The sequence below is a fragment of the Streptomyces sp. bgisy159 genome (genome assembly GCF_965341775.1).
Taxonomy (GTDB): Bacteria; Actinomycetota; Actinomycetes; order Streptomycetales; family Streptomycetaceae; genus Streptomyces.
The window spans coordinates 138695-161522 of sequence record NZ_CBDQZH010000014.1; the positions used below are offsets into that span (position 1 = coordinate 138695).

The following is a 22828-nucleotide window of genomic DNA, read 5'->3' on the forward strand; positions in this document are numbered from 1 at the left end:
GTAAGTCACATCAGACAGCGTGTTTCGCCGCCTGAAATGGCGGGAAACAAGCGTGGTTCCGCTGCGAATCGGGTACGTCCGTGCAGGTGGCGTACCCAACGATGCGAACCTTGATCGAACTTTACGTCAACTTGACGCGGACGGCTCCCCTGGAAGGGTGACGAGGATCCGGCATCCGCGCTCGGATTCGGCCACTCCGATCCGCCCCCCGTGCAGGTCCACCGCCCAGCGCGCGATCGCCAGCCCCAGCCCCGTGCCGCCGTCGCTGCCCGGACCGTGCGGCCGGCTCACGGCACCCCGGTTGAACCGCTCGAAGACACGGTGCCACTCCGAGCGCGGAATTCCCGGACCCTCGTCCAGGACCTCCAGCTCCACCGAGTCCTGCAGCTTCCCGCGGCGCGCCTTCACCGTCACCCGGCCGTGCGGCGGGCTGTGCTTGACCGCGTTGTCGATGAGATTCGCCACCACCTGGTGGATGCGCTCCGGGTCCGCGTGCGCCGTCAGGTCCAGCGGCGTCACGTCCAGGCGGAGATGGACGTCGGTACGGCTGTGACTGCCGGAGCCGGACGCCATGCCCGCGCGCGCGGAGGCGACCATGTTGGCCTCCTTCAGCACCCCCGACAGGTACGGCCACACCTCGAACCGCCGCTTGCGCAGCGGCACCACGCCGTTGTCCAGGCGGGACAGGTCCAGCAGCGTCTCCACCAGGCGGCCGAGACGCTCCGTCTGTTTCAGCGCGGTGCGCATGGTCTCCGGGTCGGGTTCGGCGATGCCGTCGACCACGTTCTCCAGCACGGCTCTCAGGCCCGCGATGGGGGTGCGCAGCTCGTGCGAGACGTTCGCCACCAGCTCCTTGCGCTGACGGTCCTGCGCCTCCAGCTCGTCGGCCATCACGTTGATGGTCTGGGCCAGGGCGCCCAGCTCGTCCCGGCGGGTCTCGCGCACCCGGCGGGTGTAGTCGCCGTGCGAGATGGACCGGGCCACCGTGTTCATGTCGTCCAGCGGGGCGGTCAGCGAGTGGGCCACGAACTGCGTGATCAGCAGCGTGGCGATCATCGAGAAGACCGTGATGAAGCGCAGCTCCGTCTTGGTGCGCACGGCGATCATCAACAGACCGGTCGTGATCAGCACCGAGGTGACGACCAGGGCGCCCAGTTTCGTCTTGATCGAGAAGGGGCGCACACCCCCGAAGGACTCCCCTCCGGGGTTTCTCGGCGCGTCCGGCCCGCCGGTCATGGCGTCGGGGTCTCCAGCGCGTAGCCCACGCCGTGCACCGTGCGGATCCGCTCCGCGCCGATCTTCCGCCGCAGCGCCTTGATGTGACTGTCGACCGTCCGGGTGCCCGAGGCGTCCGCCCAGTCCCACACCTCGGCCAGCAGCTGCTCGCGCGAGAGCACGGCGCGCGGCGTGTTCGCCAGGCAGACCAGCAGGTCGAACTCGGTGGGCGTCAGGTGCACGTCCTCGGTGCGCACCCGCACCCTGCGCTGCGCGTGATCGATCTCCAGCTCGCCCAGGCGCAGGATGCCGCTGCGCGGGGTGGTGGCGGCCAGCGCGGCCCGCTCCACCCGGCGCAGCAGGACGTGCACCCGCGCGGCCAGCTCGCGCATCGAGAAGGGCTTCGTCATGTAGTCGTCGGCACCCACGCCGAGCCCGACCAGCATGTCGGTCTCGTCGTCGCGGGCGGTCAGCATCAGCACCGGCACCGGCCGCTGGGCCTGGACCCGGCGGCAGACCTCCAGGCCGTCGAAGCCGGGCAGCATGATGTCGAGGATCAGCAGGTCCGGCTGCCAGGCCTCGGCCGTGTCGACCGCCGACGGCCCGTCTCCCGCCGTCTGCACGAGGAATCCCTCGGCGCGCAGGCGGGCCGCGATGGCGTCGACGATCGTCTGGTCGTCCTCGACGACCAGAACGCGGCGCTGGGCGCCCGGGGAAGCCGTCGTCGTGCCGCTGTGCGAGGTGTGTGTCTGCTCCATCGCCCGCCCCTGAGGTGTGCTTTCCGGAATCAGTGGGGTGATCCCTTGCCTGCGCTCCTGTCCGCGCATGACTGCGATTGACGCTTGAATGAGCGCGTCAGGGCAGCAACGTACCCGGAGTCACCTTGCCATTGCTATCCAGGTCGGACGGCGAGGTGCACGACGTCCGGCACGCCTCGGGCAACGGGGATCTCTTCGGTACGCACCTGCCGGAACCCGGCATTCACCAAGGATCCTTCGAATTCCGCGGACGGCTGGGCGGACCACACCGCGAGCACCCCGCCGGGTCTCAACACGCGTGCGCAGTGGGCGAGTCCGGCCGGTGAGTACAGGCCGTCGTTGTCCTCCGTGACGGTCCAGCCGGGCCCGTTGTCGATGTCCAGGCACAGGGCGTCGAACGTGTCCGACGTCTCATCGAGATAACCGAGCAGGTCCCGCTCCACGACGCCGACGCGCGGGTCGGCCAGTGCCGCGCCCGACAGCGCGCCGAGTGGGCCGGCGCGGTGCCATTCGATGACCGCGGGCTCGCGCTCGACGACCGTGATGCCGCCCCAGCGGGGGTTCGCCGCGGCGTGTGCGAGCGAGAATCCGACGCCCAGGCCGCCGATCAGCACGCGCGGCGCCGGCCGCGCGTCCAGCGCCTCCAGCGCGGCGTCGACCAGCAGCCGCTCCGAGCGGCCGTCGGAGGTGTCCATCAGGAAACAGCCGTTGGCGATGATCTGCAGCAGCTCTCCGTGCCGGCGCAACACGACCTCCCCGTACGGGCCCTCGCGGCGGTCCAGAACGACGGGCTTGTCCGGCACGGCGGTTGACGCCGTGTCCGCCGGGATCTCGTGGCAGGTGTCGTGGGAACTGGGCATCGGCCCATCGTGGCACCCCACGGCCGGTCGGGGCCGGAATTTCCCCTGGGTCATCCGAACGTGCGAGCCCCGCGCGCGGGTGCGGATCGTTGAGAGGTTGCTGAGAATCGTCCTGCGGGTGGCGTGGATCACAGACAGCCGCCGGGCGGGGCGCCAAGGGTGGGGACAACCGGAAGGAGCGCCTCATCGTGGAACGCACCGCACCGGCCGATCCGACGACCGGCCTGCTGGACGGTATGCCCCGCCAGCCCACCCGGGTCGGCCCGGCCGAGGCGCCGAAGCCGGTACCGGACGCGGCGGCGGAGGCCGCGCCGGAGCCGGCCGGCATCCACCGGCGGGCCCCGTGGCGGCGGATACCCGTGCCCTTCACCCTGGGCTACACCGCCGTCCTCTGCGCGACCTCCTACCTGGCCGACCACGCGGACCCCGGGCTGGTCGCGGCCCTGCACGAGGGCTCCAGCACGGACGTGGCCCATCTGCTCCGCTCGCCGGTCCCGGTGCTGCTGGCCAGCGCCCTGTGGGTGGCCGGCGGGCTCGGCTCGCCGTTCACCCTGGCCTTCCTCGTCGTCCTCACGGCGCTGGAGCTGCGCGTCGGCGCCCTGCGCACGGCCGGCGTGTTCCTCCTCGGCCACACCCTCGCCACCCTGGTGACGGAGGTCCCGGTGGGCTTCGCCGTCCTCGCCGGCCACCTCCCCGGCACCTCCCTGCACCGCCTGGACTACGGCATCAGCTACGGCGTCGCCACCTGCCTGGGCGCCCTGGCGGGCCTGCTGCGCCCCTGGCTGGGCCTGCCCCTCCTGGCCGTGGCCGCCGGCTTCCTCGTCGACGACCTCCTCGCCCTCACCGACCCCCTGACCAACTGGGGCCACCTGACGGCCCTGACCCTGGGCGTCGCCACGTGGCCGCTGCTGCGCCGGGCGGGGCGGGGGGACACGGACGCGGAGCGGCATGCGACCGGCTGACGGCGACCCGTTCCTCTTCGGAGCGGATGCTCGACCACGCCGGGCTCGAGCCGCCCTGGCGCGAACGCCACCAGCCGCCGGCCCTGCGCTCCGCGAGCGGCACCGGGTTCGCCGTCTGCGCCCGGGCCGCGGCCCTGCGCGGCGCGGACCGTGACGTGATCCGGTCCAGCAGGCCGTAGCGGCGCGCGCCCCGTTCGCGGCGGCACCTGCCGGGCACCGCCCGTCAGCCCCGCGCCGGGCCCGTGAACCGGGCGCTGGTCAGCGGGGCCCTGACCTGCCAGCCCAGGGTCTCGTAGAGGGCGCGGCCCGCCGGGGTGCCCGCGAGGACGCAGGTGTGGGCGCCCTGGGCGGCGGCGGTCGCGCGGAGGGTGTGCACGACGTGCTGTCCGAGGCCGCGGCGGCGGTGGTCCGGCACGGTCTCGATCTGGTCGACGACCGCCGTGCCCCCGGTCACCGCGACCTGGCCGCGGGCGGCGAGGGAGCCGTCCTCGGCGGCGAGCAGAACACGGGTGACGCCGCCCCGGGTCCAGGTGCGCACGCGGTAGCCGGCCGGCGGCGGCGGGGGCGGCGGTGTGGTCAGGGGCAGGGGGAGCGTCATCAGACAGCCGGGTTCCGGGTCGATCCACCAGTCCGGCCCGAGCCAGCGGGAGACCACGGCCGGGTGCCGGAACACCTTGAGCCACACCCCCGAGCCGGTCACCGCGCCCGCCACCTTCTGGACGGCCGCCCTGCCGACGCCGTCGTTCAGCTCGCCGAAGACATGGCGGGTGACGTGCCCGGCCTGGATCCCGACGTCGATCGTCACCCCCCAGGGCTCCCGCACCGGCGGCGCCGCCCCGCGCGAGACGACCCAGCCGTCCACCCACGCCCGTACGATCGCGTCCATGCCCCACCTCGTAAGGGCTGAAAAGTCGAAGTGACTATTACATGAGGGACTCTAGGGGCCCTTCCGGCCTGCGGCACAGGCTTGATCGCTCACGGCGAACACCCGTCCGGGAACATTCATGCGCTCACATGCATTGAGTCGGCATACCTCAACTTGACTGCCGAAGGGGAGATCATGGCTGCTGAGTCCACGGCGTTCACACCGCTCACCCTGCCCGTGCTGCCGCTCGACGACGAGGTCGTGCTGCCCGGCATGGTGGTCCCGCTGGACCTGAACGACGCCGACGTACGCGCCGCCGTGGAGGCCGCCCAGGCAGCCGCCGGGCCGGAACCCGGCAAGCCCAGGGTGCTCCTGGTCCCGCGCGTCGACGGCACCTACGCCGGCACCGGTGTCCTCGGCACCGTCGAGCAGGTCGGCCGGCTCGCCGACGGCGACCCCGGCGCCCTGATCCGCGGCCGCGGCCGGGTGAAGATCGGCGCCGGCACCACCGGGCCGGGCGCCGCGCTGTGGGTGGAGGGGACCCGGATCGGCGAGACGACGCCCGATCCGCTCCCCGGGCATGTCACCGAACTGGTCAAGGAGTACAAGGCCCTCGCCACGGCCTGGCTGCGCAAGCGCGGCGCCTGGCAGGTCGTCGACCGCGTCCAGGCCATCGACGACGTCTCCGCCCTCGCCGACAACTCCGGCTACTCGCCCTTCCTGACCACCGAGCAGAAGGTCGAGCTGCTGGAGACCGCCGACCCGGTCGCCCGCCTCAGGCTCGCCACCCGGCAACTGCGCGACCACCTCGCCGAACAGGAGGTCGCCGAGACCATCGCCAAGGACGTCCAGGAGGGCGTCGACAAGCAGCAGCGCGAGTTCCTGCTGCGCCGCCAGCTGGAGGCCGTCCGCAAGGAACTGCGCGAACTCAACGGCGAGAACGGCAAGGACCCCGCCGAGGAGTCCGACGACTACCGCGCCCGCGTCGAGGCCGCCGACCTGCCGGAGAAGGTCCGCGAGGCCGCCCTCAAGGAGGTCGACAAGCTGGAGCGCGCCTCCGACCAGTCCCCCGAGGGCTCCTGGATCCGCACCTGGCTGGACACCGTCCTGGAGATGCCGTGGCGCGAACGCACCGAGGACGCCTACGACATCCAGGGCGCCAAGGCGGTCCTGGACGCCGAGCACGCGGGCCTGGAGGACGTCAAGGAGCGCATCACCGAGTACCTGGCCGTGCGCAAGCGGCGTGGCGAGCGCGGCCTCGGCGTGATCGGCGGCCGGCGCGGAGGCGCCGTGCTCGCGCTGGTCGGCCCGCCCGGCGTCGGCAAGACCAGCCTCGGCGAGTCCGTGGCCCACGCCATGGGCCGCAAGTTCGTCCGGGTCGCCCTCGGCGGCGTCCGCGACGAGGCCGAGATCCGCGGCCACCGCCGTACGTACGTCGGCGCGCTGCCCGGCCGGATCGTGCGCGCCGTCAAGGAGGCCGGGTCGATGAACCCGGTCGTGCTGCTCGACGAGATCGACAAGGTGGGCTCCGACTTCCGCGGCGACCCGGCCGCCGCACTGCTGGAGGTCCTCGACCCGGCGCAGAACCACACCTTCCGGGACCACTACCTGGAGGTCGAACTCGACCTCAGCGACGTCGTCTTCCTCGCCACCGCCAACGTCCTGGAAGCCATCCCCGAGGCGCTCGCGGACCGCATGGAGATCGTCCGCCTGGACGGCTACACCGAGGACGAGAAGGTCGTCATCGCCCGCGACCACCTGCTCCCGCGTCAGCTGGAGCGGGCCGGTCTGAACGCCGACGAGGTCACCCTCGACGAGAGCGCCCTGCGCAAGCTGGCCGGCGAGTACACCCGCGAGGCCGGCGTGCGCACCCTGGAGCGGTCCGTGGCCCGGCTGCTGCGCAAGATCGCCGCCCAGCACGAACTGGGCGAGCGCGACCTGCCGTTCACCGTCACCGACGCCGACCTGCGCGGCCTGATCGGCCGGCCGCACCACATCCCCGAGTCCGCCCAGGACCCGGCCGAACGCCGCACCTCGGTGCCCGGTGTGGCCACCGGCCTCGCGGTGACCGGCGCCGGCGGCGACGTCCTGTACGTCGAGGCCTCGCTGGCCGACCCGGAGACGGGCGCGGCGGGTCTGACGCTGACCGGCCAGCTCGGCGACGTCATGAAGGAGAGCGCACAGATCGCCCTGTCCTTCCTGCGCTCGCACGGCGCCGAACTGGAACTGCCGGTCGCCGACCTGAAGGACCGGGGCGTGCACATCCACTTCCCGGCGGGCGCCGTCCCCAAGGACGGCCCGAGCGCCGGCATCACCATGACGACCGCGCTGGCCTCGCTGCTGTCCGGCCGGCTGGTCCGCACCGACGTGGCGATGACCGGCGAGGTCTCGCTGACCGGCCGGGTGCTGCCCATCGGCGGGGTGAAGCAGAAGCTGCTCGCCGCCCACCGCGCCGGCGTCACCACGGTGATCATCCCCAAGCGCAACGAGCCCGACCTGGACGACGTCCCCGCGGAGGTGCTCGACAAGCTCGACGTGCACGCCGTCACCGACGTCCGCCAGGTCCTGGAACTGGCCCTCGCGCCGGCGACGAACGGCACGCGGCGGGAGCAGGCCCCGGTCGCGGCGTGACGGACGCGGCCGGTCACCGGGCCCGGGCTCCTCGTCAGGGGACCCGGGCCCCACGCCCGGCCCTCCCCGTGCGATCACTGGTGTGTGATCACTGGTGTGTGATCAAGCTCCGGGACCTCGCGGCTGCCGAGGGTCCGGGCCTGCGAAATACTGATCGGGCCGCGGCGAGCGCCGGAACAGGCGAGAACGTCCAGGAGCGGAAAACCGGATCAGGGGTGTCTGACGTGCACGAGGACGGAAACGGCGGCGGGCCTGCCAGTGGTGTGGACCAGGAGTTCCTCTCCCTGGAACGCGAGCTGACCGTGCTGCTGCGCCGGGCCCGGGCCAACCAGGGCGAGATGGCCCGCGAGGTCCATCCGGACCTGGAGCCCGCCGCGTACGGACTGCTGATCCGGCTGGAGGAGTGCGGTCGGCAACGGGCCACCGAACTCGCCGGCTACATCGGGGTCGGCAAGGCCACCATGTCCCGCCAGCTGCGCGCCCTGGAGGACCTCGGGCTGATCGCCCGCGAGCCCGACCCGGCCGACGGCCGCGCCTGGCTGGTCGACCTCACCGACGAGGGCCGCACCCGGGTCCGCCGGGTACGCGACGCCCGCCGCGTCCGCTACGTCAGCCAGCTCGCCCACTGGGACCGCGGCGAGGTCGCCGAACTGGCCCGGCTGCTCCACCAGCTCAACCTGGGCATGGAGCAGCCCCGGTAGGGCCCCAGGTGTGTCGCGGCCCCGGGCCGGCTCCGCCCGGGCGGTCCGCTCACAGGCCGACGAGGACCGCCGTCGCGTCGTCGTGCGTCTTGCTCCGGCCCAGGAACACCCGCTCCCGCGCGTCGGCGCGCTCCAGTTCGCGGACCCGCGCGACCAGGGCCCGGGCACCCTCCTTCTGCAGGAAGGTGAACAGGTCCGTCCAGTCGCCCTCCCGGAACCGCTCGCTCCAGCGCGTCGCCCCGTCGGTGAGCGCCGCGAGGGCGCCCACGCGCGCGCGGGGCACGCTCCCGGTCACCGCCCGGGCGGCCACCGAGGGATCGGCGGCCGCCGTGAAGAAGCCGCCCTCCTTGTTGCGGGCACGGGCGTCGCAGATCTCCTCGCTCGCCAGCAGGGCGCGCGGCAGACGGGCCAGCCGGTCGTCGAGAACGGGCGTGACGGTCCCGTCGGGGGCCCGCAGCAGCAGCGCCGAGTCGGACAGGACCAGGTACTCCACCGACCGCGGCGACCAGCGGGCGAGGACCACCGTGGCCTGCGGTGTTCGCGGGTGAGAAAGGTCACAGGTTTCGGCGTGGGCCGCGGCGGTAGACGCGATGGCGCGGGCCAGGGCCTCGGCCAGGGGAACATCAGGGAGAGAAACGGTCAGTTCGGTCAGCGCCCCGCCGAGACGCGAGGTGAACCACGGAACCGAATGCAGACAACCGGTGCCGCCGGGCGGCGGCGTCACTCCGTCCAGGACCACCACCGAACCGCCCTGCCCGCACGCGGGAAGTCCGACACTCGCGAAGTCCTCGTTGCGGCGGGTCGGATCACCGGGTTCCGTCACGAGTTCCGTATGCATCCGGCCAGTCTGCACGAGGTCTCCACAGCACCCGCAAAAGGCTTGCAACACTCGCGACTCGGCTGCGCCCCCGCAGGTCAGGCGCCTGGTTTGGGCGGGAATGCTGGGCTATGGGAAGGCGTGGCGGCGAATCCTGCCAAAGCCCGCCGCAGACGTCCAACCGGCCCGCCCTACAGGGCCGTCGCACACGCCGCGGGAACTTGCCCGCCAACTCCCCTCCGATGTTCACTCCTTCGGGTGGCGGGTCGGACGATGAGCGCTGACCGCCCACCGGCACTGGGAGGGTCGGGAACCGGAACCGTACCGGGCGTTCGCGTCGATGACGGGACGTCACCCGGGCCCTTGGGTACACGAGTCAGGAATGCGAGCACCGGTGCAGAAGACGCGGCCTCGGCGTACAGGCAGGCAGTCGGCCCCCGAGACGGAGGCGCGGACCCCCGTAGGCAAGGGCCGCCCGACCCACGTGCGCAACCGGCTGATCGTCGCGGTGGCCGTGGTGGCCGCCGCCATCGCAGGAGCCGGCGCCCCCGCCCTGCTGTCAGCCTCCGGTCAGTTCAAGGACTCCCAGGACCTGGTGACGCTGTCCGAGCGTACCCAGGACGCCCTCGCCCTCGCCCAGTCGCTGGCCGACGAGCGCGACGAGGTCACCTCCTACCTCGCGGCCGGCCGGCCCAGGTCGCTGGCCCCCACCGAGCAGAGCAGCGCACGCGTGGACCGGCAGGTCGAGGACCTGCGCACCGACTCCGACACCCCGGCCGACCTGCGCGCCGACCTCGACGGCATCGCCACGGTCCGGCGCTCCGCGCTCACCGGCAGGAGTTCCGCGCTCCAGGCGCACGAGGCGTACTCGGCGACCATCGCCGAGCTGCACCGGCTCGCCGAGCAGCTGGCCGAGCAGACCCCCACCCGGGCGCCCGACGGCGCGCACGCCCTCGCCGGACTGGACTCGGCCGTCCAGCAGGCCGCCGCCGCCCGCGGGCTGCTGCTGGCCGCGCTGCGCGTGCCGACCGACACCGAGCGCGTCTACGACCCGGTCACCGGTGTGACCAGCACCGAGAAGACCTCCTCCGAGGCCGACACCAAGGTGCGCGACGCGCTGACCGCCGCCGCCCAGCAGGCACGCGTGCGCTCCGACGCGGCCCTCGCCGACTTCCGCAACACCGCGCCGAAGACGGCGGTGTCGGCGTACGACGCGACGGTCACCGGCGGCGAGGTCGACACCGCGGACAAGTACCTCACCGAGCTGACCGACCGGCCCACGCTGGACGGCGACGACCTGGAGAACGACCCCAAGAAGCTGGACGCGGTCCTGTCCGCCCGGCTCGACCTGATGCGCGGCGCCGAGGCCTCGCTGTACGACCGCCGTACCAAGGACCTGGAGAAGCTGCGCGACGACGACTTCCTCGCGCTGGAGATCCAGGTCGGCGTCGTCGGCGCGCTGATGCTGGTCGCCGTGGGCGTCGCCACCGCCATGGCCCGCAGCCTGACCCGACCGCTGTCCGCCGTGCGGCGCGGCGCCGCCCGGCTGGCCGAGGCCGAGAACCCTGCCGTCGAGGAGCCGGTCGCGTTCACCGGCCGCAACGACGAGTTCGCGAAGGTCGTCCGCTCCGTCAACGCCCTGCACGCGCACACGGTCGCCCTGCACGAACGGCTCGGCACGCTGGAGGCCGACCGCAAGCACCTGGTCGGTCAGCGGCAGAAGATGGCCGACGCCCGTGAGGAACTGCGCGCCGAACTCACCGAGTCCACGGCCGCCCTGGAGCAGCTGCGCGGCAGCATCGGCTCCACGTTCGTCAACCTGGCGCTGCGCACGCTCGGTCTGGTCGAACGGCAACTCGCGGTCATCGAGGGCCTGGAGGAGCGGGAGCAGGACCCGGAGCGGCTCGCCACCCTCTTCAAGCTGGACCACTTCGCCACCGTCATGCGCCGGCACAGCGAGAACCTGCTGGTCCTCGCCGGTACCGAGCACGTCCAGCAGCATCCGGGGCCGATCCCGCTGGTGGATGTCGTGCGCGCCGCGGTCAGTGAGATCGAACGGTACGAGCGGGTCCGGATCGCGGCGCTGCCGCCGCACGCGCACGTGGCGGGGTTCGCCGCCGACGACCTCTCCCACCTGCTCGCCGAACTCATGGAGAACGCCACCTCGTTCTCCCCGCCCGACCTGCCCGTCGAGATCTCCGGCTGGCTGCTGGAGAACGGCGAGGTGATGCTCTCCGTCCAGGACGAGGGCATCGGCATGACCGAGGAGCGGCTCACCCGGCTCAACTCCCGGCTCGCCGAGTTCGACCCGGAGACGCCGTACGAGCAGGAGGGCGAGGAGGGGCTGGGCCTCGGACTGTACGTCGTCGCGCGCCTCGCCCACCGGCTCGGGGTGCGGGTGCAGCTGCGGGCGCAGAAGCAGGGCGGGGTCGCGGCGGTCGTCGTACTCCAGGCGGGCCTGCTGGCCGAGGCGTCCTCGGCCGCGGTCGCCGCCGGGCCGGGGGCTTCCGGCTCGGCCGGTCCGGTCTGCCTGCCGGGCGCCGATGCGGAGGCCAACTCCAACGTCCTGGCCGGCCGTTCGGCCGCGGACGACCCCGTGGTCGCGCTGGCGGAACGGGCCGCGCTGAACGCCGAGGCCGCGGAGAACGCGAAGAACGTGGGCGCGGAGGCCGGGGCTCCGCAGGCCGAGGCTCCGCGGGCCGGGGCTGCGCCGACCGAGGCCGCGCGTTCCGGGGCTGCGGAGACCGAGGCCGCGCGGGCCGGGGCACCGCAGACCGGAGTTCCGGAGAGCGAGGCCGCGCGCACCGAGGCCCCGGAGACCCCGTCCGAGACGACGATGGCCCTCCTCCTGCCGGCCCTCCAGGACGAACCGGACCCCACCCACCCCGAGACCGCACCGGCGCCGCCGACCGCCCCCGCCTCCCGCACCCCCGACGCATCCACCCGCACGGCGGAGGGAACGTTCGGGGAAGCGGCGGGCGCCGGCCCGGCCCCGGTGGCCCACGCAGGGCCGCCGGCCACCGGCGATGCCGTTCCCCACGCCCACCCGGACACCCCCGAGCCGTGGAGCGAGGCGCACCCGGCGGGGCCGGCGGCGGTCGGCACCGGCGCGAGCCTGCCCGGCCACCCGGCGGACGCCGGCCCGCTCGCACACCGGCCGGTGGCCGGCACCCGGCACGAGCCGTCCCGGCCGACGGACGACGCCGGCTCCCGGCCCCACGAGGGCGCCGAGCACAGCCGTACGGACGACGACGAGGAGCCGCTGACGGCCAAGGGGCTGCCCAAGCGGACCCCGAAGATCACTGAGCTGCCCGCACAGACCCCGCGCCGGCGGCCCGGTTCCGTCGACGCGGAGGCGCTGCGGCGGCGCCTGGGCGGCTTCCGCCGGGGGGCGGAGGCCGGCTACCGCGACGCCGAGTCGGCGAACACCGAGGAGACGGCCCGGAACCGGGTCCCGGCGCAGGGACGCGGCGAGCCCCCGGCCACCGGACGCGCCGAGCCCGCAGGACCCGCGGGACACGCAGCACACGCCGAGGAAGACACGTCGGGGGGCACAGTCGAGGAGGCAAGCAGTTGACCGCGCCCAGTACCTTCGGACTGAGCAGTGAAGCCCGTAATCTTCACTGGCTGTTGACCAATCTCGTCGAGGAGGTGCCGGGCATCCAGTCGGTCGCGGTGGTCTCCTCCGACGGCCTGCTGCTGCTGTCCTCGGACCCCGGCAGGCTCTCCGAGGCCCGCGACGCCCGCGGGGAGAAACCTTCAGGCCCGCGCGGCTCCTCCGCCGACCTCGCCACCATCGTCTCCGGCATCGGCAGCCTCACCGTCGGCGCCGCCAAGCTCATGGAGTTCGGCGGGGTGAAGCACACCATGGTCGCCATGGAGGAGGGCAGCCTCTTCGTGATGTCGATCAGCGACGGCTCGCTGCTCGGCGTGCACGGCTCCGCGGACTGCGACATGAGCGTGGTGGCCTACCACATGGCGCTCTTCGTCGGCCGGGCCGGCCACGTGCTGACCCCCGAGCTCCGCAGCGAGCTGAGGGCGTCGCTGGAGACCGCGGGGAGCGCCCGATGACCGACGGTCCGAAGCGGCCCCAGGGCAGGAAACAACTCCCGACGCGCGGCGGCGACCGCAAGCCCGCCCGCGTCCGTCCCTACTCGCTCACCGGCGGCCGTACCCGCTTCGGCCACGTTCTGCTGGTGGAGACGTTCGTCGCCAGCACCGCCGAGCTGGAGGCACCGCCGCAGCGCAGGGAACTGGCGAACGGCTCGCTGAAGGCGTCGGTCATGCCGGAGCTGCGGGCCATCGTCGAACTGTGCCGCCGTATGCGCACGGTGGCCGAGATCGCCGCGCTGCTGAGGATGCCGCTCGGCGTGGTCCGGGTGCTCCTCAGCGATCTCGCGGACCAGGGAAAGATCCGGGTGTACGGCACGGGAACCGGGCACGGCACCGGCCGGCCGGACCGCGCTCTGCTGGAAAGGGTGCTGAGTGGACTCCGTCGTCTCTGACGCCGCCGGGACCGGCGTCTCCCCGCTCCTCGAACCCGAGGAGGACCTCAAACCCTGGCAGACGGACCGTACCCGGGCGCCCGTCGCCACGAAGATCGTCGTGGCCGGCGGCTTCGGCGTCGGCAAGACCACCCTGGTCGGCACGGTCTCGGAGATCACGCCGCTGACGACCGAGGCGCTGATGACCGAGGCGAGCGAGGACCACGACGACCTCACCGCCACGCCGGAGAAGGTGACCACGACGGTCGCCATGGACTACGGCCGCATCACCCTCGACGACGACCTGGTGCTGTACCTGTTCGGCACGCCGGGCCAGCAGCGGTTCTGGTTCATGTGGGACGACCTGGTGCGCGGCGCGATCGGCGCGGTGGTGCTGGCCGACACCCGCCGGCTGAAGGACTGCTTCCCCGCGCTGGACTACTTCGAGAGCTGCGGGCTGCCGTACGTCGTCGCCGTCAACCACTTCGACGGCAGTGAGCTGTTCGAACCGGAGGACGTGCGGGAGGCACTGACGATCCCCCCGCGCGTCCCTGTCATGATCATGGACGCGCGGCGCCGGATCTCGGTGATCGAGACCCTGCTGGCCCTGGTCGGGCACGCGCTGGACGAAACCCCCGAGTAGCCCTCACCCGTAGGAGCCATCACCCGTATGCGGAAGATACTCGTCGTCGGAGCCGGCCAGTCCGGACTCCAGCTCGCCCTCGGCCTGCAGTCCCACGGGTACGAGGTCACCCTGATGTCCAACCGGACGGCGGACGAGATCCGCACCGGCCGGGTCATGTCGACGCAGTGCATGTTCCACACGGCGCTGCAGCACGAGCGCGACCTGGGACTCAGCTTCTGGGAGCAGCAGGCCCCGAAGATCAACGGCCTCGGCGTCTCGGTCGCCGCCCCCGGCTCGCACGACCCGGGCCCCACCCAGCGCGCGATCAACTGGGTCGGCCGGCTCGACGGGTACGCGCAGTCGGTGGACCAGCGGGTGAAGATGGCCGGCTGGATGGACACCTTCGCCCAGCGCGGCGGCCAGCTGGTCATCCACGGCGCGGCGGTCTCCGACCTCGACTACTTCTCCCGCGCCTACGACCTGGTCCTGGTCGCGGCCGGCAAGGGCGAGCTGGTGTCGATGTTCGCCCGCGACCCCGAGCGCTCCCCCTACCGGGAGGCGCAGCGGGCGCTGGCGGTGGCGTACGTGCACGGCCTGGGCCCGCGTCCGGAGCACCCGGACCTGGAGGCGGTGCGCTGCAACCTGGTGCCCGGCGTCGGCGAGCTGTTCGTCATGCCGACGCTCACCACCTCCGGCCGCGCCGACATCCTGTTCTGGGAGGGCATACCCGGCGGCCCGCTCGACGTGTTCAACGGGGTCAAGGACCCCGCGGAGCACCTCTCCCTGACCCTGGACCTGATGGAACGGTTCACCCCCTGGGAGCACGAGCGGGCCGGCAAGGTCGAGCTGACGGACGCGGGCGGCGTGCTCAGCGGCCGCTACGCCCCGACCGTGCGCAACCCGGTGGGCAGGCTGCCCGGCGGCGGGCTGGTCCTCGGCGTCGCCGACGTCGTCGTGGCCAACGACCCGATCACCGGTCAGGGCGCCAACTCGGCGGCCAAGTGCGCCGCCGCCTACCTCGCCTCGATCCTCGAACACGGCGAGAAGGAGTTCGACGAGGACTGGATGCGGGCCACCTTCGACCGCTACTGGGCCACCGCCCGGCACGTCACCAAGTGGACCAACGCGATGCTCGCGCCGCCGCCCGAGCACGTCCTGAACCTCATCGGGGCCGCCGGCCAGCTCCCGCCGGTCGCCGACCGCTTCGTGAACGGCTTCGACGACCCCTCCGACTTCGAGAACTTCTTCTACGAGCCGGACAAGGCCGAGACGTACCTGGCGTCGGTCACCGGCGCCGCCTGAGCCCCCTGCGGCACGGCGGGGGAGCCGGCCGCGGCCGGCCTCCCCGCCCGGTACCTCGCGTACGCCTCCCGTGCGGGGCGACCGGCGGAGGCGGTGCCGGTCAGGCCGGTGTCGCCCAGTCCGGTGTCGCCCAGTCCGGTTGCGGTCAGTCCGGGGCGTCGGCCGACGCGTAGCCCTCGTCCGACCCGTCGAGGGCGCTCTCGGGCAGCTCCGGCGGCGTGTAACGCCGTAGCGGCTCGCCGTCCGGGTCCGGGCGTACGGCCCCAAGGACCGGGTTCGCGGCGATCGGCGAGACCTTCACCCGGGCGCCGGGCCGGGGCGCCTGGACCACCATGCCGTCTCCCAGGTACATCGCCACATGCGTGGCCTCGGGGAAGTAGACCACCAGGTCACCCGGGCGCAGCTCACTCAGCGGGACGCGGGGCAGCTCGGCCCACTGCTCCTGGCTGGTGCGCGGGATCGGCGTCCCGGCGCGCTCCCAGGCCGTCGAGGTCAGCCCCGAGCAGTCGTACGCCTCGGGGCCCTCCGCGCCCCACTCGTACGGCTTGCCCAGCTGGCGCACGGCGTAGCGCAGCGCGCGGTCACCGGCCGCCGACGGCTTGCCGTCGTCGCTCAGCGCGCCCGAGGCGAGGAACTCCTCCTGCCGCTCGGCGATCCCGTCCCGTTCGAACTCCGCCAGCTTCCGCAGCCGGTCCGCGTCGATCGAGGCGAGCAGCTCGGTGACCTCGTCGAGGCGCCGCCGTACGTCGTCGCGTTCCTTCTTCCTGCGCTCGGTGAGGGTGAGTTGGGCGTCCAGCGCGGCGCGCGCCCGGCGGGCCAGCGTGTCGCGGCGGTGCTCGGCGCCGGCCAGCCGGGTGGTGGTGGCGGCCCGTTCCCGCGTCAGCCGGCCGATCACCCGCCCCTGTTCCAGGGCGTGCTGCGGGTCGCGGGCCAGCAGCAGCCGGACGTACGGCGAGATGTCGGTGCTGGACTGGTACTGCTGGCGGGCCAGCCGGCCGGCCGCGCCCCGGCTGTCGCGCAGCGCCAGCCGGGCCCGCACCAGCTCCCCGTCGAGCCGCGCGACCTCGGCGCGTTTCTCCTTCAGCCGCTCCTCGGTGGCGTTGTACGCCTCGGTGGCCCGCTCGGCCTCCCGGTACAGCCGCTGAAGGTCCGTCAGCAGCTCGGCCACCGAGCGCGCGCCGGGCTCCGGCGGCTCGGGAGCGGCCACGGCGGCACCGGGGGACAGGACGGCCCGGACCGCGAGCACCGCCGTACACACCGCGAGCGGCAGCCTCCCTGACACGTCATCACCTCCGCCGCGGGGCGGCCCCTCCACCCCGCAGGGCGAGCATCAGACGGGTCGGCGAGGTCCGCGCGCCGGGCGTGCGCGGTTCGGCGCAACGGGGTCACCCGTCGGCGTCATCCCGTTCGCGGTCCGGCGTGGCGGCGGGACCGGCGGGCGGCCTGGACCACGGCAGCCGCTCCCGGAAACCCCTCTTCTCGCCGCCCTCCGGATCGAAGACGTACTTCCAGCCCGTCGGCAGGCCCAGCCTCTTGCCGTGCCCGCGCGGCGCGCGCCGGTACACCAGCACGGTCGGCGGCCCGCCGGCCGAGTCCGGGACGGGGATGCGGTAGGTCTTCGGGGGCTGTCCGGTGGGGCCCAGCAGGACCGGGAGCACCCGGCCGTCCATGGGGCCGCCCTCGAACGGGGTCTCTTCGCTCTTCACGGGACCAGTGTCAGACATCCGCGGACAGGGCGGTGATCACCTCGGCCGTCTGGGCGTCCCGGTGGGCGGTGACGGAGAGCGCGGCCACGAACTGCTCCACCAGCCAGTCGCGCAGCTCGGCCGTCGGCGGCTGCTTGCCGTCGTCCAGCCACATCAGCGAGGCCGCCTCCACCGCCGTGATCCACATCCGGACGGTCATCCGCAGCCGGGGGCCCGGTTCGGCCACGCCCAGATGCCGGTAGATGTGCTCGGCGGCGGCCCGACGCACGCCGTCCACGGTGGCCGTCGTCCGCGAGGTCTCGACCACGCTGCCGCCCTGCAGCAGGGCGCTGAAGCCGGCGTCGTGCTCGTCGACGAAGGCCAGGTAGCGGTCGAGGGCGCGGGTGAGGCGGGGCAGCAGCGGCCCCTGCCTCGGCTCGTCGAAGCACTGCCGCAGTTCCTCGGCGGCCGACTTCAGGGCCGCCTCGTACAGCTGCTGCTTGCCGCCCGGGAAGTACCGGTACACCAGCGGCCGAGACACCCCGGCCGCCTCCGCCACGTCGTCCAGCGAGACGTCCTCGGGGGCGCGGTGCGCGAAGAGGTTCAGGGCGGCGCCGAGGAGCTGGGCACGGCGGGCCTCGACACTCAGGCGGCGGTAGGCCGGGGCGGCGGGGGTCATGCAGTGCAGCGTAGTCGGCCCTCGGCAGACCCGTCGTGGCTGGTCGCGCGGTTCGCGGCGCCCCGTCGGCGGTCCGTGGCCGGCGCCGGTCACGCCAGCAGGCCGGACGACCTCCACAACCGCCGTCCCACTCCCCGCAGTACGCCGATGTCGTCCAGGAAGTCGGTCAGCCGCCTGGCCCCGTTCTGCATGACCTCCCGCCGGTGGCCGCTGGCCTTCACCTGCGCCATGGCCTCCCGCCTGTCCAGGCCCACGTTCGTGTAGACCTCGGGGTTCACGAACGCCACCGAGAACACCCGCGCGAACTCACCGGAGGTGACCCGCGTGAACTCCTGCGACCAGCGCGGCGCGGTCAGCATCTGGCGCCGCAGCTCCTCGCGGGCGTACCGCACGTGCCGGGCCTCCTCCACGACGTGGATGCGGGTGACGCCCCGGACCAGGGGCTGGATCCGCTCGTCGGGGAAGGTCAGCCGCTGCATCCAGTCCAGCACCTCCTCGCCGAGCAGCGTCGCCGTGAAGGAGCCGGGCGTGGTGGAGATCGTCTTGAACAGCCGGCCGAGGTTCTGGTGGACGCGGCTGACCGGGTACCACGGCGTGTCCCCGCGCTCGATCAGCCGGGCGAACATCTTGGAGTGCCGGCACTCGTCCTCGATCTCGGTGAGCGCGTACCGCACGTGCGCGCTCGTGGCGGCCTTGTCGTAGATGTGCCGGCACAGCAGCTGCATGAGGATGATCTCGAACCAGATGCCCAGCGAGGCCAGGGCCGCCGCCTCGTGCTGGGACAGCAGGATCCGCTGCTCCTCGCTCATCCGCCGCCACATCGGGGTGTCGTAGAGCGACACCAGCTCGGGCGGCCAGAACCACTTGCCCTCCTCGAAGGGCGCGTCCCAGTCCAGCTCCTTGTCCGGGTCGAAGGAGTGCTTGGCGGAGGAGGCGAGCAGCCGCTCGGCGACCTGCTCCCGGTCCTTGAGCAGTCCGAGGGCGTCCCGCAGACCGTCGACCGCGTCGGCTTCAGTGAGGGTCGTCATGGCCCTTATGAGACTGCCTGTCAGCAAGCTCGTCAATCCCCTGCGCGGGACTTGTGTCAACGGCGCACCCGGCGATCACCCGACGGAACGCCGCATCGGTGTTCGCCCTGGGTACGCTGACCGTGTCAGGCAGACTCCGTCGCATGGGAGCAATCATGAGCGCCGCGCGGGATCACGGGCTGGGTGACGACTACGAGTGGCCCCGCCCGCCGATGGGCGGCTGGACCGCGGACGACCTCGACGAGCTTCCCAACCTGCCTCCGCACACGGAGCTGATCGACGGGAGCCTCGTCTTCATGAGTCCGCAGACCAAGTTCCACATGCGCGCGATCCGTCTGCTGGACAACGCCCTGTTCGACCAGGCGCCGGACGAGTGGGAGGTCTACCGGGAGTTCACGGTCACGCTCGACGACCAGAACCGTCCCGAGCCCGACGTACTGGTCGCCCGCTTCGGCGCCGACACCGGGCCCAGGCAGACCCGGCTCCTGCACGGGGACGTCATCCTGGCCGTCGAGGTCGTGTCCGACGACTCCCGTTCCCGGGACCGGGAGACCAAGCCGCGCAAGTACGCGGCCGCGGGCATCCAGCACTTCTGGAGGGTCGAGGAGAGCGACGGCCTCCCCGTCGTCTACGTCTACGAACTGGAGCCGGTCACCAAGGCGTACGTCCCCACCGGCATCTTCCACAACCGCCTGAAGCTGACCGAGCCCTTCCCCGTCGACATCGACCTCACCGCGATCAACGCACGTCGGCGTGGCGGCACCCGCTAGACCGAGCACCCCAGACCGCCCGGAACCTCCCCGGACACCGGCTCCGCGCCTTGCGGCGGGAACGACGCGCGCAGCGTGAAGGCGTACGGGCTCGGGCCGTGCGTCCGCAGGTGCAGCAGCCGCGCCTCCGCCTCCGCGACCGTCGGACGATGGCCCGCCGGGACCCACCACAGCGCGACCATGGCCTCCGCCGCCCGCTCGAACCACTCCCGCCGGCGGGCGAGCATCTCACGGTGCCGGCCCTGGTACATGTACGCCGTCAGGGCGTCGGTGTCCCGCCACACCGACATGTTGACGACCAGCCAGTCGTCGCCGAAGATGCGGATGTCCGTCGCGTCACCCTCCTCGGACTGCAGCCGCCAGACGAGCCCCTCCGCCGCGTCGGCGTCGGCGTTGACCGGGTCGAGGCTGTCCACGAAGTCCTTCAACTCGGGCGAGTCCAGCGGGAACTTGAGTCGGGCGATGTTGACCTGGGCGAGTTCGAGGGCGGCGGCTTCCGTCATGGACCGAACGGTAGGTCGGGCGACCGGTTCTCCGACAGCCCCGTCTCACGACCTGAGCACCGCCTCCATCACCGCCCGCGCGATCGGCGCCGCCACCCCGCCCCCCGTGATGCCCTCCCGGTCCCGCGAGGCGTCCTCCACCACCACCGCCACCGCGACCCGCGCCTGAAGGTCCCGCTCACCGCGCGCCCACGACACGAACCAGGCGTACGGCGTGCCCGAGTTGCCGATGCCGTGCTGGGCGGTGCCGGTCTTGCCGCCGACCACCGCTCCGGGGATCGCGGCCATCGTCCCGGTGCCCTCCCGCACCACGTCCTCCATCAGCTCCCGCATCCGCCGCGCCGTCGCCGGCCGCATCGCCTGCCGCGCCGGCCGGGAACCCGCCGTCGCCACCGTCGCCCCGCCCCGCCGGGTCGTCCGCTCCACCAGATACGGCGTGCGCACCTGCCCCCGGTCGGCCACCGCCGCCGCGACCATCGCCATCTGCAGCGGTGTCGCCCGTGTGTTGTACTGCCCGATCGACGACAGCGCCAGCTGCGCCCGGTCCACCGTCGGGTCGAAGGTGGACGGAGCCACCGGGAACGGGATCCGCACATCACGGTCGTTGAAGCCGAACGCCTCCGCCGTCGCCGTCATCCGCTCCACGCCCACGTCCACCCCGAGCTTCGCGAACACCGTGTTGCACGACCACTCGAACGCCTCCCGCAGCGGGGCGTCCGCGCAGCCCCCGCCCTCGTTCGTCAGGGCCGTCGCCGTCCCGGGCAGGGTGTAGGGCGCGGGGGAGTCCGTCGCCGCGTCCAGGTCGGTCACCACCCCCGCGTCCAGCGCCGCCGCCGCGGTCACCACCTTGAAGGTGGATCCCGGCGGATACGTCTGCCGGACCGCCCGGTTGAGCATCGGCTTCGCCGGGTCCGAGGTCAGCCGTGCCCATGCCCGCTGGACCGCCGCGTCGTTCCCGGAGAGCACCGACGGGTCGTACGACGGTACCGACACCAGCGCCAGCACCCGCCCCGTGGCCGGCTCCACCGCCGCCACCGCACCCGTACGGCCGGCCAGCCCCTCGTACGCGGCCCGCTGCGCCCGCGGGTCGATCGTCGTCACCACGTTGCCGCCGGGCGGGCGGTCGCGCGTCATGCCGTCCCACAGCGGGAACGGCGACAGCAGCGGGTGGTCCCCGGAGAGCACCGCGTCCTCCGTGCGCTCCAGGAAGGCCGTGCCGTACCGCTGCGAGGCGAACCCGGTCACCGGCGCGTACAACGGCCCCCGCAGGTACGTCCGTTCGTAGCGCAGCTGCTCCCCGGTGTCCCGCGACCCGGTCACCGGCACCCCGCCCACCAGGATGTCGCCGCGGGGCTGACCGTACCGGGCGATGGTGGAGCGCCGGTTGCCCGGGTTGTCGTCGTACCGCGCGGACTCCACCACCTGCACCCGGGCCGCGTTCACCAGCAGCGCCACCAGCAGCAGTACGCAGAAGACGGCCACGTGCCGGATGTGGCGGGTCACCGCGCCCACCCGTGGATCGCCGTCATGCCACGGTCCTCCCGTCGTAGTTGCGGCGCGCCGAATGACTCACCCGGATCAGCAGTGCCACGATCGTCCAGTTGGTGACCAGCGACGACCCGCCCTGCGCCAGGAACGGCATCGCCATGCCGGTCAGCGGGATCAGACCCGTCACCCCGCCCGCGATGACGAACACCTGCAGTGCCACGATCGAGGCGAGCCCCACCGTCAGCAGCCGTCCGAACGGGTCGCGCACCGCGAGGCCGGCCCGGTAGCCGCGCTCCACCAGCAGGGCGTAGAGCACGAAGAGCGCCGACAGCCCCGCCAGGCCCAGCTCCTCGCCCGCCGTCGCCAGGATGAAGTCCGACTTCGCGGCGAAGCCGATCAGGATGGAGTGCCCCCGCCCCAGCCCGGTGCCCAGCATCCCGCCCGCGGAGAACGAGAACAGCGACTGCGCCAGCTGGTTGGGCCCCTCGCCCGCCTCGATCGACGCCAGCGGCTGCCGCCAGACCTCGACCCTGCCGTGCACGTGCGGCTCCAGCCAGCCCACGGCGACCGCGCCGAACGCCGCCAGCAGCAGCCCGACCGCGATCCAGCCGGTGCGGCCCGTGGCGACGTACAGCATCACGACGAACAGGCCGAAGAACAGCAGCGAGGTCCCGAGGTCCCGCTCCAGCACCAGGACTCCCACGCTCAGCAGCCAGATCGCCACGATCGGGCCCAGCACCCGCCCGGTGGGCAGCTGCATGTACCAGATCCGGCGGCCCGCGTACGCCAGCGCCGTGCGGTTGGCCGCCAGATAGGCGGCGAAGAACACCGCCAGCAGCACCTTCGCGAACTCGCCCGGCTGGATGGAGAACCCGCCGAGCCGGATCCAGATCCGGGCGCCGTTCACGGCGGGGAACAGCACCGGCAGCGTCAGCAGGACCAGTGCCGCGGCCACGCACACGTACGCGTACCGCTGCAGCACCCGGTGGTCGCGCAGCGCGGCCACGACGACGATGAACAGGCCGACGCCCAGCGTCGACCACACCAGTTGCGCCGGCGCCGCCCGGTCGCCCGGCGTCTCCAGGTCCAGCCGGTAGATCAGCACCAGTCCGATGCCGTTGAGCAGCACCCCGATCGGCAGCGGCAGCGGATCGGCGTACGGGGCGCGCCACCGGACCGCCAGGTGCGCCAGCAGCGCCAGTACGCCGAGCCCGGCGCCGTACCCGGCGGCGCCGGGCGGAACGGCGCCCTGCCGGGCCAGGCCGACCGCGCAGTAGCCGCACACGGACAGCAGCACGGCCACCACGATCAGGGCCAGTTCGACGCCACGGCGCCGGGGGAGGCGTACCACGGGGGCGGGCGGCCGCACCGCCGTGACGGTTCCGGCTCCAGCTCGCATCATGTCCGGAATTTACCCAAATGGGGCTCCTTGTGAGCCTTGGATAGGTTTTCGCG

Annotated in this window: 22 protein-coding genes; 10 read left to right on the plus strand and 12 right to left on the minus strand. The window is 73.0% G+C overall.

All coding sequences use genetic code 11. The features are described from left to right. Window positions 1–126: 126 nt before the first annotated feature. From ACSLTV_RS16510 to ACSLTV_RS16520, 3 genes are all read right to left on the minus strand, one after another. A complete protein-coding gene (locus tag ACSLTV_RS16510; RefSeq protein ID WP_432134068.1) occupies window positions 127–1236 on the minus strand; it encodes a sensor histidine kinase in 1110 nt (369 codons plus the stop codon). Next, entirely contained in the window at window positions 1233–1973 is a 741-nt protein-coding gene (locus ACSLTV_RS16515; protein WP_432134069.1) for a response regulator transcription factor, read from the minus strand. The genes ACSLTV_RS16510 and ACSLTV_RS16515 overlap by 4 nt, the downstream gene beginning before the upstream one ends. A gap of 134 nt (window positions 1974–2107) precedes the next feature. Then, a complete protein-coding gene (locus tag ACSLTV_RS16520) occupies window positions 2108–2833 on the minus strand; it encodes a spermidine synthase (protein WP_432134070.1) in 726 nt (241 codons plus the stop codon). Window positions 2834–3021: 188 nt separating this feature from the next. Between ACSLTV_RS16520 and ACSLTV_RS16525 the strand changes: the two genes are divergently transcribed. Further along, entirely contained in the window at window positions 3022–3795 is a 774-nt protein-coding gene (locus ACSLTV_RS16525; protein WP_432134071.1) for a rhomboid-like protein, read from the plus strand. 26 nt (window positions 3796–3821) lie between these two features. Beyond that, window positions 3822–3974, plus strand: coding sequence for a hypothetical protein (locus ACSLTV_RS16530; RefSeq protein WP_432134072.1), 153 nt, complete (start codon window positions 3822–3824; stop codon window positions 3972–3974). A gap of 44 nt (window positions 3975–4018) precedes the next feature. Here ACSLTV_RS16530 and ACSLTV_RS16535 read toward each other — a convergent pair whose 3' ends face one another. Further along, window positions 4019–4681, minus strand: a complete 663-nt coding sequence (locus tag ACSLTV_RS16535) for a GNAT family N-acetyltransferase (protein WP_435612389.1) — start codon at window positions 4679–4681, stop codon at window positions 4019–4021. 174 nt (window positions 4682–4855) lie between these two features. Between ACSLTV_RS16535 and lon the strand changes: the two genes are divergently transcribed. Together lon and ACSLTV_RS16545 are read left to right on the plus strand one after the other, a co-directional pair. Continuing rightward, on the plus strand, window positions 4856–7291 hold the full coding sequence (lon, locus tag ACSLTV_RS16540; RefSeq protein WP_435612390.1) for an endopeptidase La: 2436 nt from the start codon (window positions 4856–4858) through the stop codon (window positions 7289–7291). Window positions 7292–7515: 224 nt separating this feature from the next. Next, window positions 7516–7992 (plus strand): MarR family winged helix-turn-helix transcriptional regulator, encoded by a 477-nt coding sequence (locus ACSLTV_RS16545; RefSeq protein WP_435612391.1) that lies wholly within the window; start codon window positions 7516–7518, stop codon window positions 7990–7992. A 49-nt stretch (window positions 7993–8041) separates the two neighbouring features. Here ACSLTV_RS16545 and ACSLTV_RS16550 read toward each other — a convergent pair whose 3' ends face one another. Continuing rightward, a complete protein-coding gene (locus ACSLTV_RS16550; protein ID WP_435612392.1) occupies window positions 8042–8830 on the minus strand; it encodes a protein phosphatase 2C domain-containing protein in 789 nt (262 codons plus the stop codon). A gap of 373 nt (window positions 8831–9203) precedes the next feature. Here ACSLTV_RS16550 and ACSLTV_RS16555 point away from each other — a divergent pair, with 373 nt between their 5' ends. From ACSLTV_RS16555 to ACSLTV_RS16575, 5 genes are read left to right on the plus strand one after another with little or no spacing between them, the layout of a single operon-like run. Then, window positions 9204–12386 (plus strand): nitrate- and nitrite sensing domain-containing protein, encoded by a 3183-nt coding sequence (locus ACSLTV_RS16555; RefSeq protein ID WP_435612393.1) that lies wholly within the window; start codon window positions 9204–9206, stop codon window positions 12384–12386. Next, window positions 12383–12880: a roadblock/LC7 domain-containing protein gene (locus ACSLTV_RS16560; RefSeq protein ID WP_432134078.1), complete on the plus strand. Its 498-nt coding sequence runs from the start codon at window positions 12383–12385 to the stop codon at window positions 12878–12880. Before ACSLTV_RS16555 ends, ACSLTV_RS16560 begins: the two co-directional genes overlap by 4 nt. Next, the gene (locus ACSLTV_RS16565) at window positions 12877–13314 is read left to right on the plus strand and encodes a DUF742 domain-containing protein (RefSeq protein WP_432155868.1); all 438 of its coding nucleotides are present in this window, start codon (window positions 12877–12879) and stop codon (window positions 13312–13314) included. The genes ACSLTV_RS16560 and ACSLTV_RS16565 overlap by 4 nt, the downstream gene beginning before the upstream one ends. After that, on the plus strand, window positions 13295–13936 hold the full coding sequence (locus tag ACSLTV_RS16570; protein ID WP_432134080.1) for a GTP-binding protein: 642 nt from the start codon (window positions 13295–13297) through the stop codon (window positions 13934–13936). Before ACSLTV_RS16565 ends, ACSLTV_RS16570 begins: the two co-directional genes overlap by 20 nt. A gap of 27 nt (window positions 13937–13963) precedes the next feature. Continuing rightward, on the plus strand, window positions 13964–15220 hold the full coding sequence (locus ACSLTV_RS16575) for a styrene monooxygenase/indole monooxygenase family protein (RefSeq protein ID WP_432155867.1): 1257 nt from the start codon (window positions 13964–13966) through the stop codon (window positions 15218–15220). 145 nt (window positions 15221–15365) lie between these two features. Here the strand turns inward: ACSLTV_RS16575 and ACSLTV_RS16580 are convergent, their stop codons facing one another. The 4 genes from ACSLTV_RS16580 to ACSLTV_RS16595 all read right to left on the minus strand — a co-directional run bounded on the left by ACSLTV_RS16580 (window position 15366) and on the right by ACSLTV_RS16595 (window position 18612). Next, a complete protein-coding gene (locus ACSLTV_RS16580; RefSeq protein WP_432134082.1) occupies window positions 15366–16502 on the minus strand; it encodes an NlpC/P60 family protein in 1137 nt (378 codons plus the stop codon). 103 nt (window positions 16503–16605) lie between these two features. Next, a complete protein-coding gene (locus ACSLTV_RS16585; protein ID WP_432134083.1) occupies window positions 16606–16926 on the minus strand; it encodes a hypothetical protein in 321 nt (106 codons plus the stop codon). 10 nt (window positions 16927–16936) lie between these two features. Continuing rightward, window positions 16937–17584 (minus strand): TetR/AcrR family transcriptional regulator, encoded by a 648-nt coding sequence (locus ACSLTV_RS16590; RefSeq protein WP_432134084.1) that lies wholly within the window; start codon window positions 17582–17584, stop codon window positions 16937–16939. An 89-nt stretch (window positions 17585–17673) separates the two neighbouring features. Further along, entirely contained in the window at window positions 17674–18612 is a 939-nt protein-coding gene (locus ACSLTV_RS16595) for an AurF N-oxygenase family protein (RefSeq protein ID WP_432134085.1), read from the minus strand. A 155-nt stretch (window positions 18613–18767) separates the two neighbouring features. On the opposite strand from ACSLTV_RS16595, the gene ACSLTV_RS16600 reads away from it, so the two are divergent. Further along, window positions 18768–19382: a Uma2 family endonuclease gene (locus ACSLTV_RS16600; RefSeq protein WP_432155912.1), complete on the plus strand. Its 615-nt coding sequence runs from the start codon at window positions 18768–18770 to the stop codon at window positions 19380–19382. On the opposite strand, the gene ACSLTV_RS16605 is transcribed toward ACSLTV_RS16600, so the two are convergent. From ACSLTV_RS16605 to ACSLTV_RS16615, 3 genes are read right to left on the minus strand one after another with little or no spacing between them, the layout of a single operon-like run. Next, on the minus strand, window positions 19379–19885 hold the full coding sequence (locus ACSLTV_RS16605; protein ID WP_435612394.1) for a DUF3291 domain-containing protein: 507 nt from the start codon (window positions 19883–19885) through the stop codon (window positions 19379–19381). The genes ACSLTV_RS16600 and ACSLTV_RS16605 overlap by 4 nt on opposite strands. A 45-nt stretch (window positions 19886–19930) precedes the next feature. Continuing rightward, window positions 19931–21388, minus strand: coding sequence for a penicillin-binding transpeptidase domain-containing protein (locus ACSLTV_RS16610; protein WP_435612395.1), 1458 nt, complete (start codon window positions 21386–21388; stop codon window positions 19931–19933). A gap of 22 nt (window positions 21389–21410) precedes the next feature. Further along, entirely contained in the window at window positions 21411–22775 is a 1365-nt protein-coding gene (locus ACSLTV_RS16615) for an FtsW/RodA/SpoVE family cell cycle protein (protein WP_435612396.1), read from the minus strand. Between the last annotated feature and the right edge of the window lie 53 nt (window positions 22776–22828).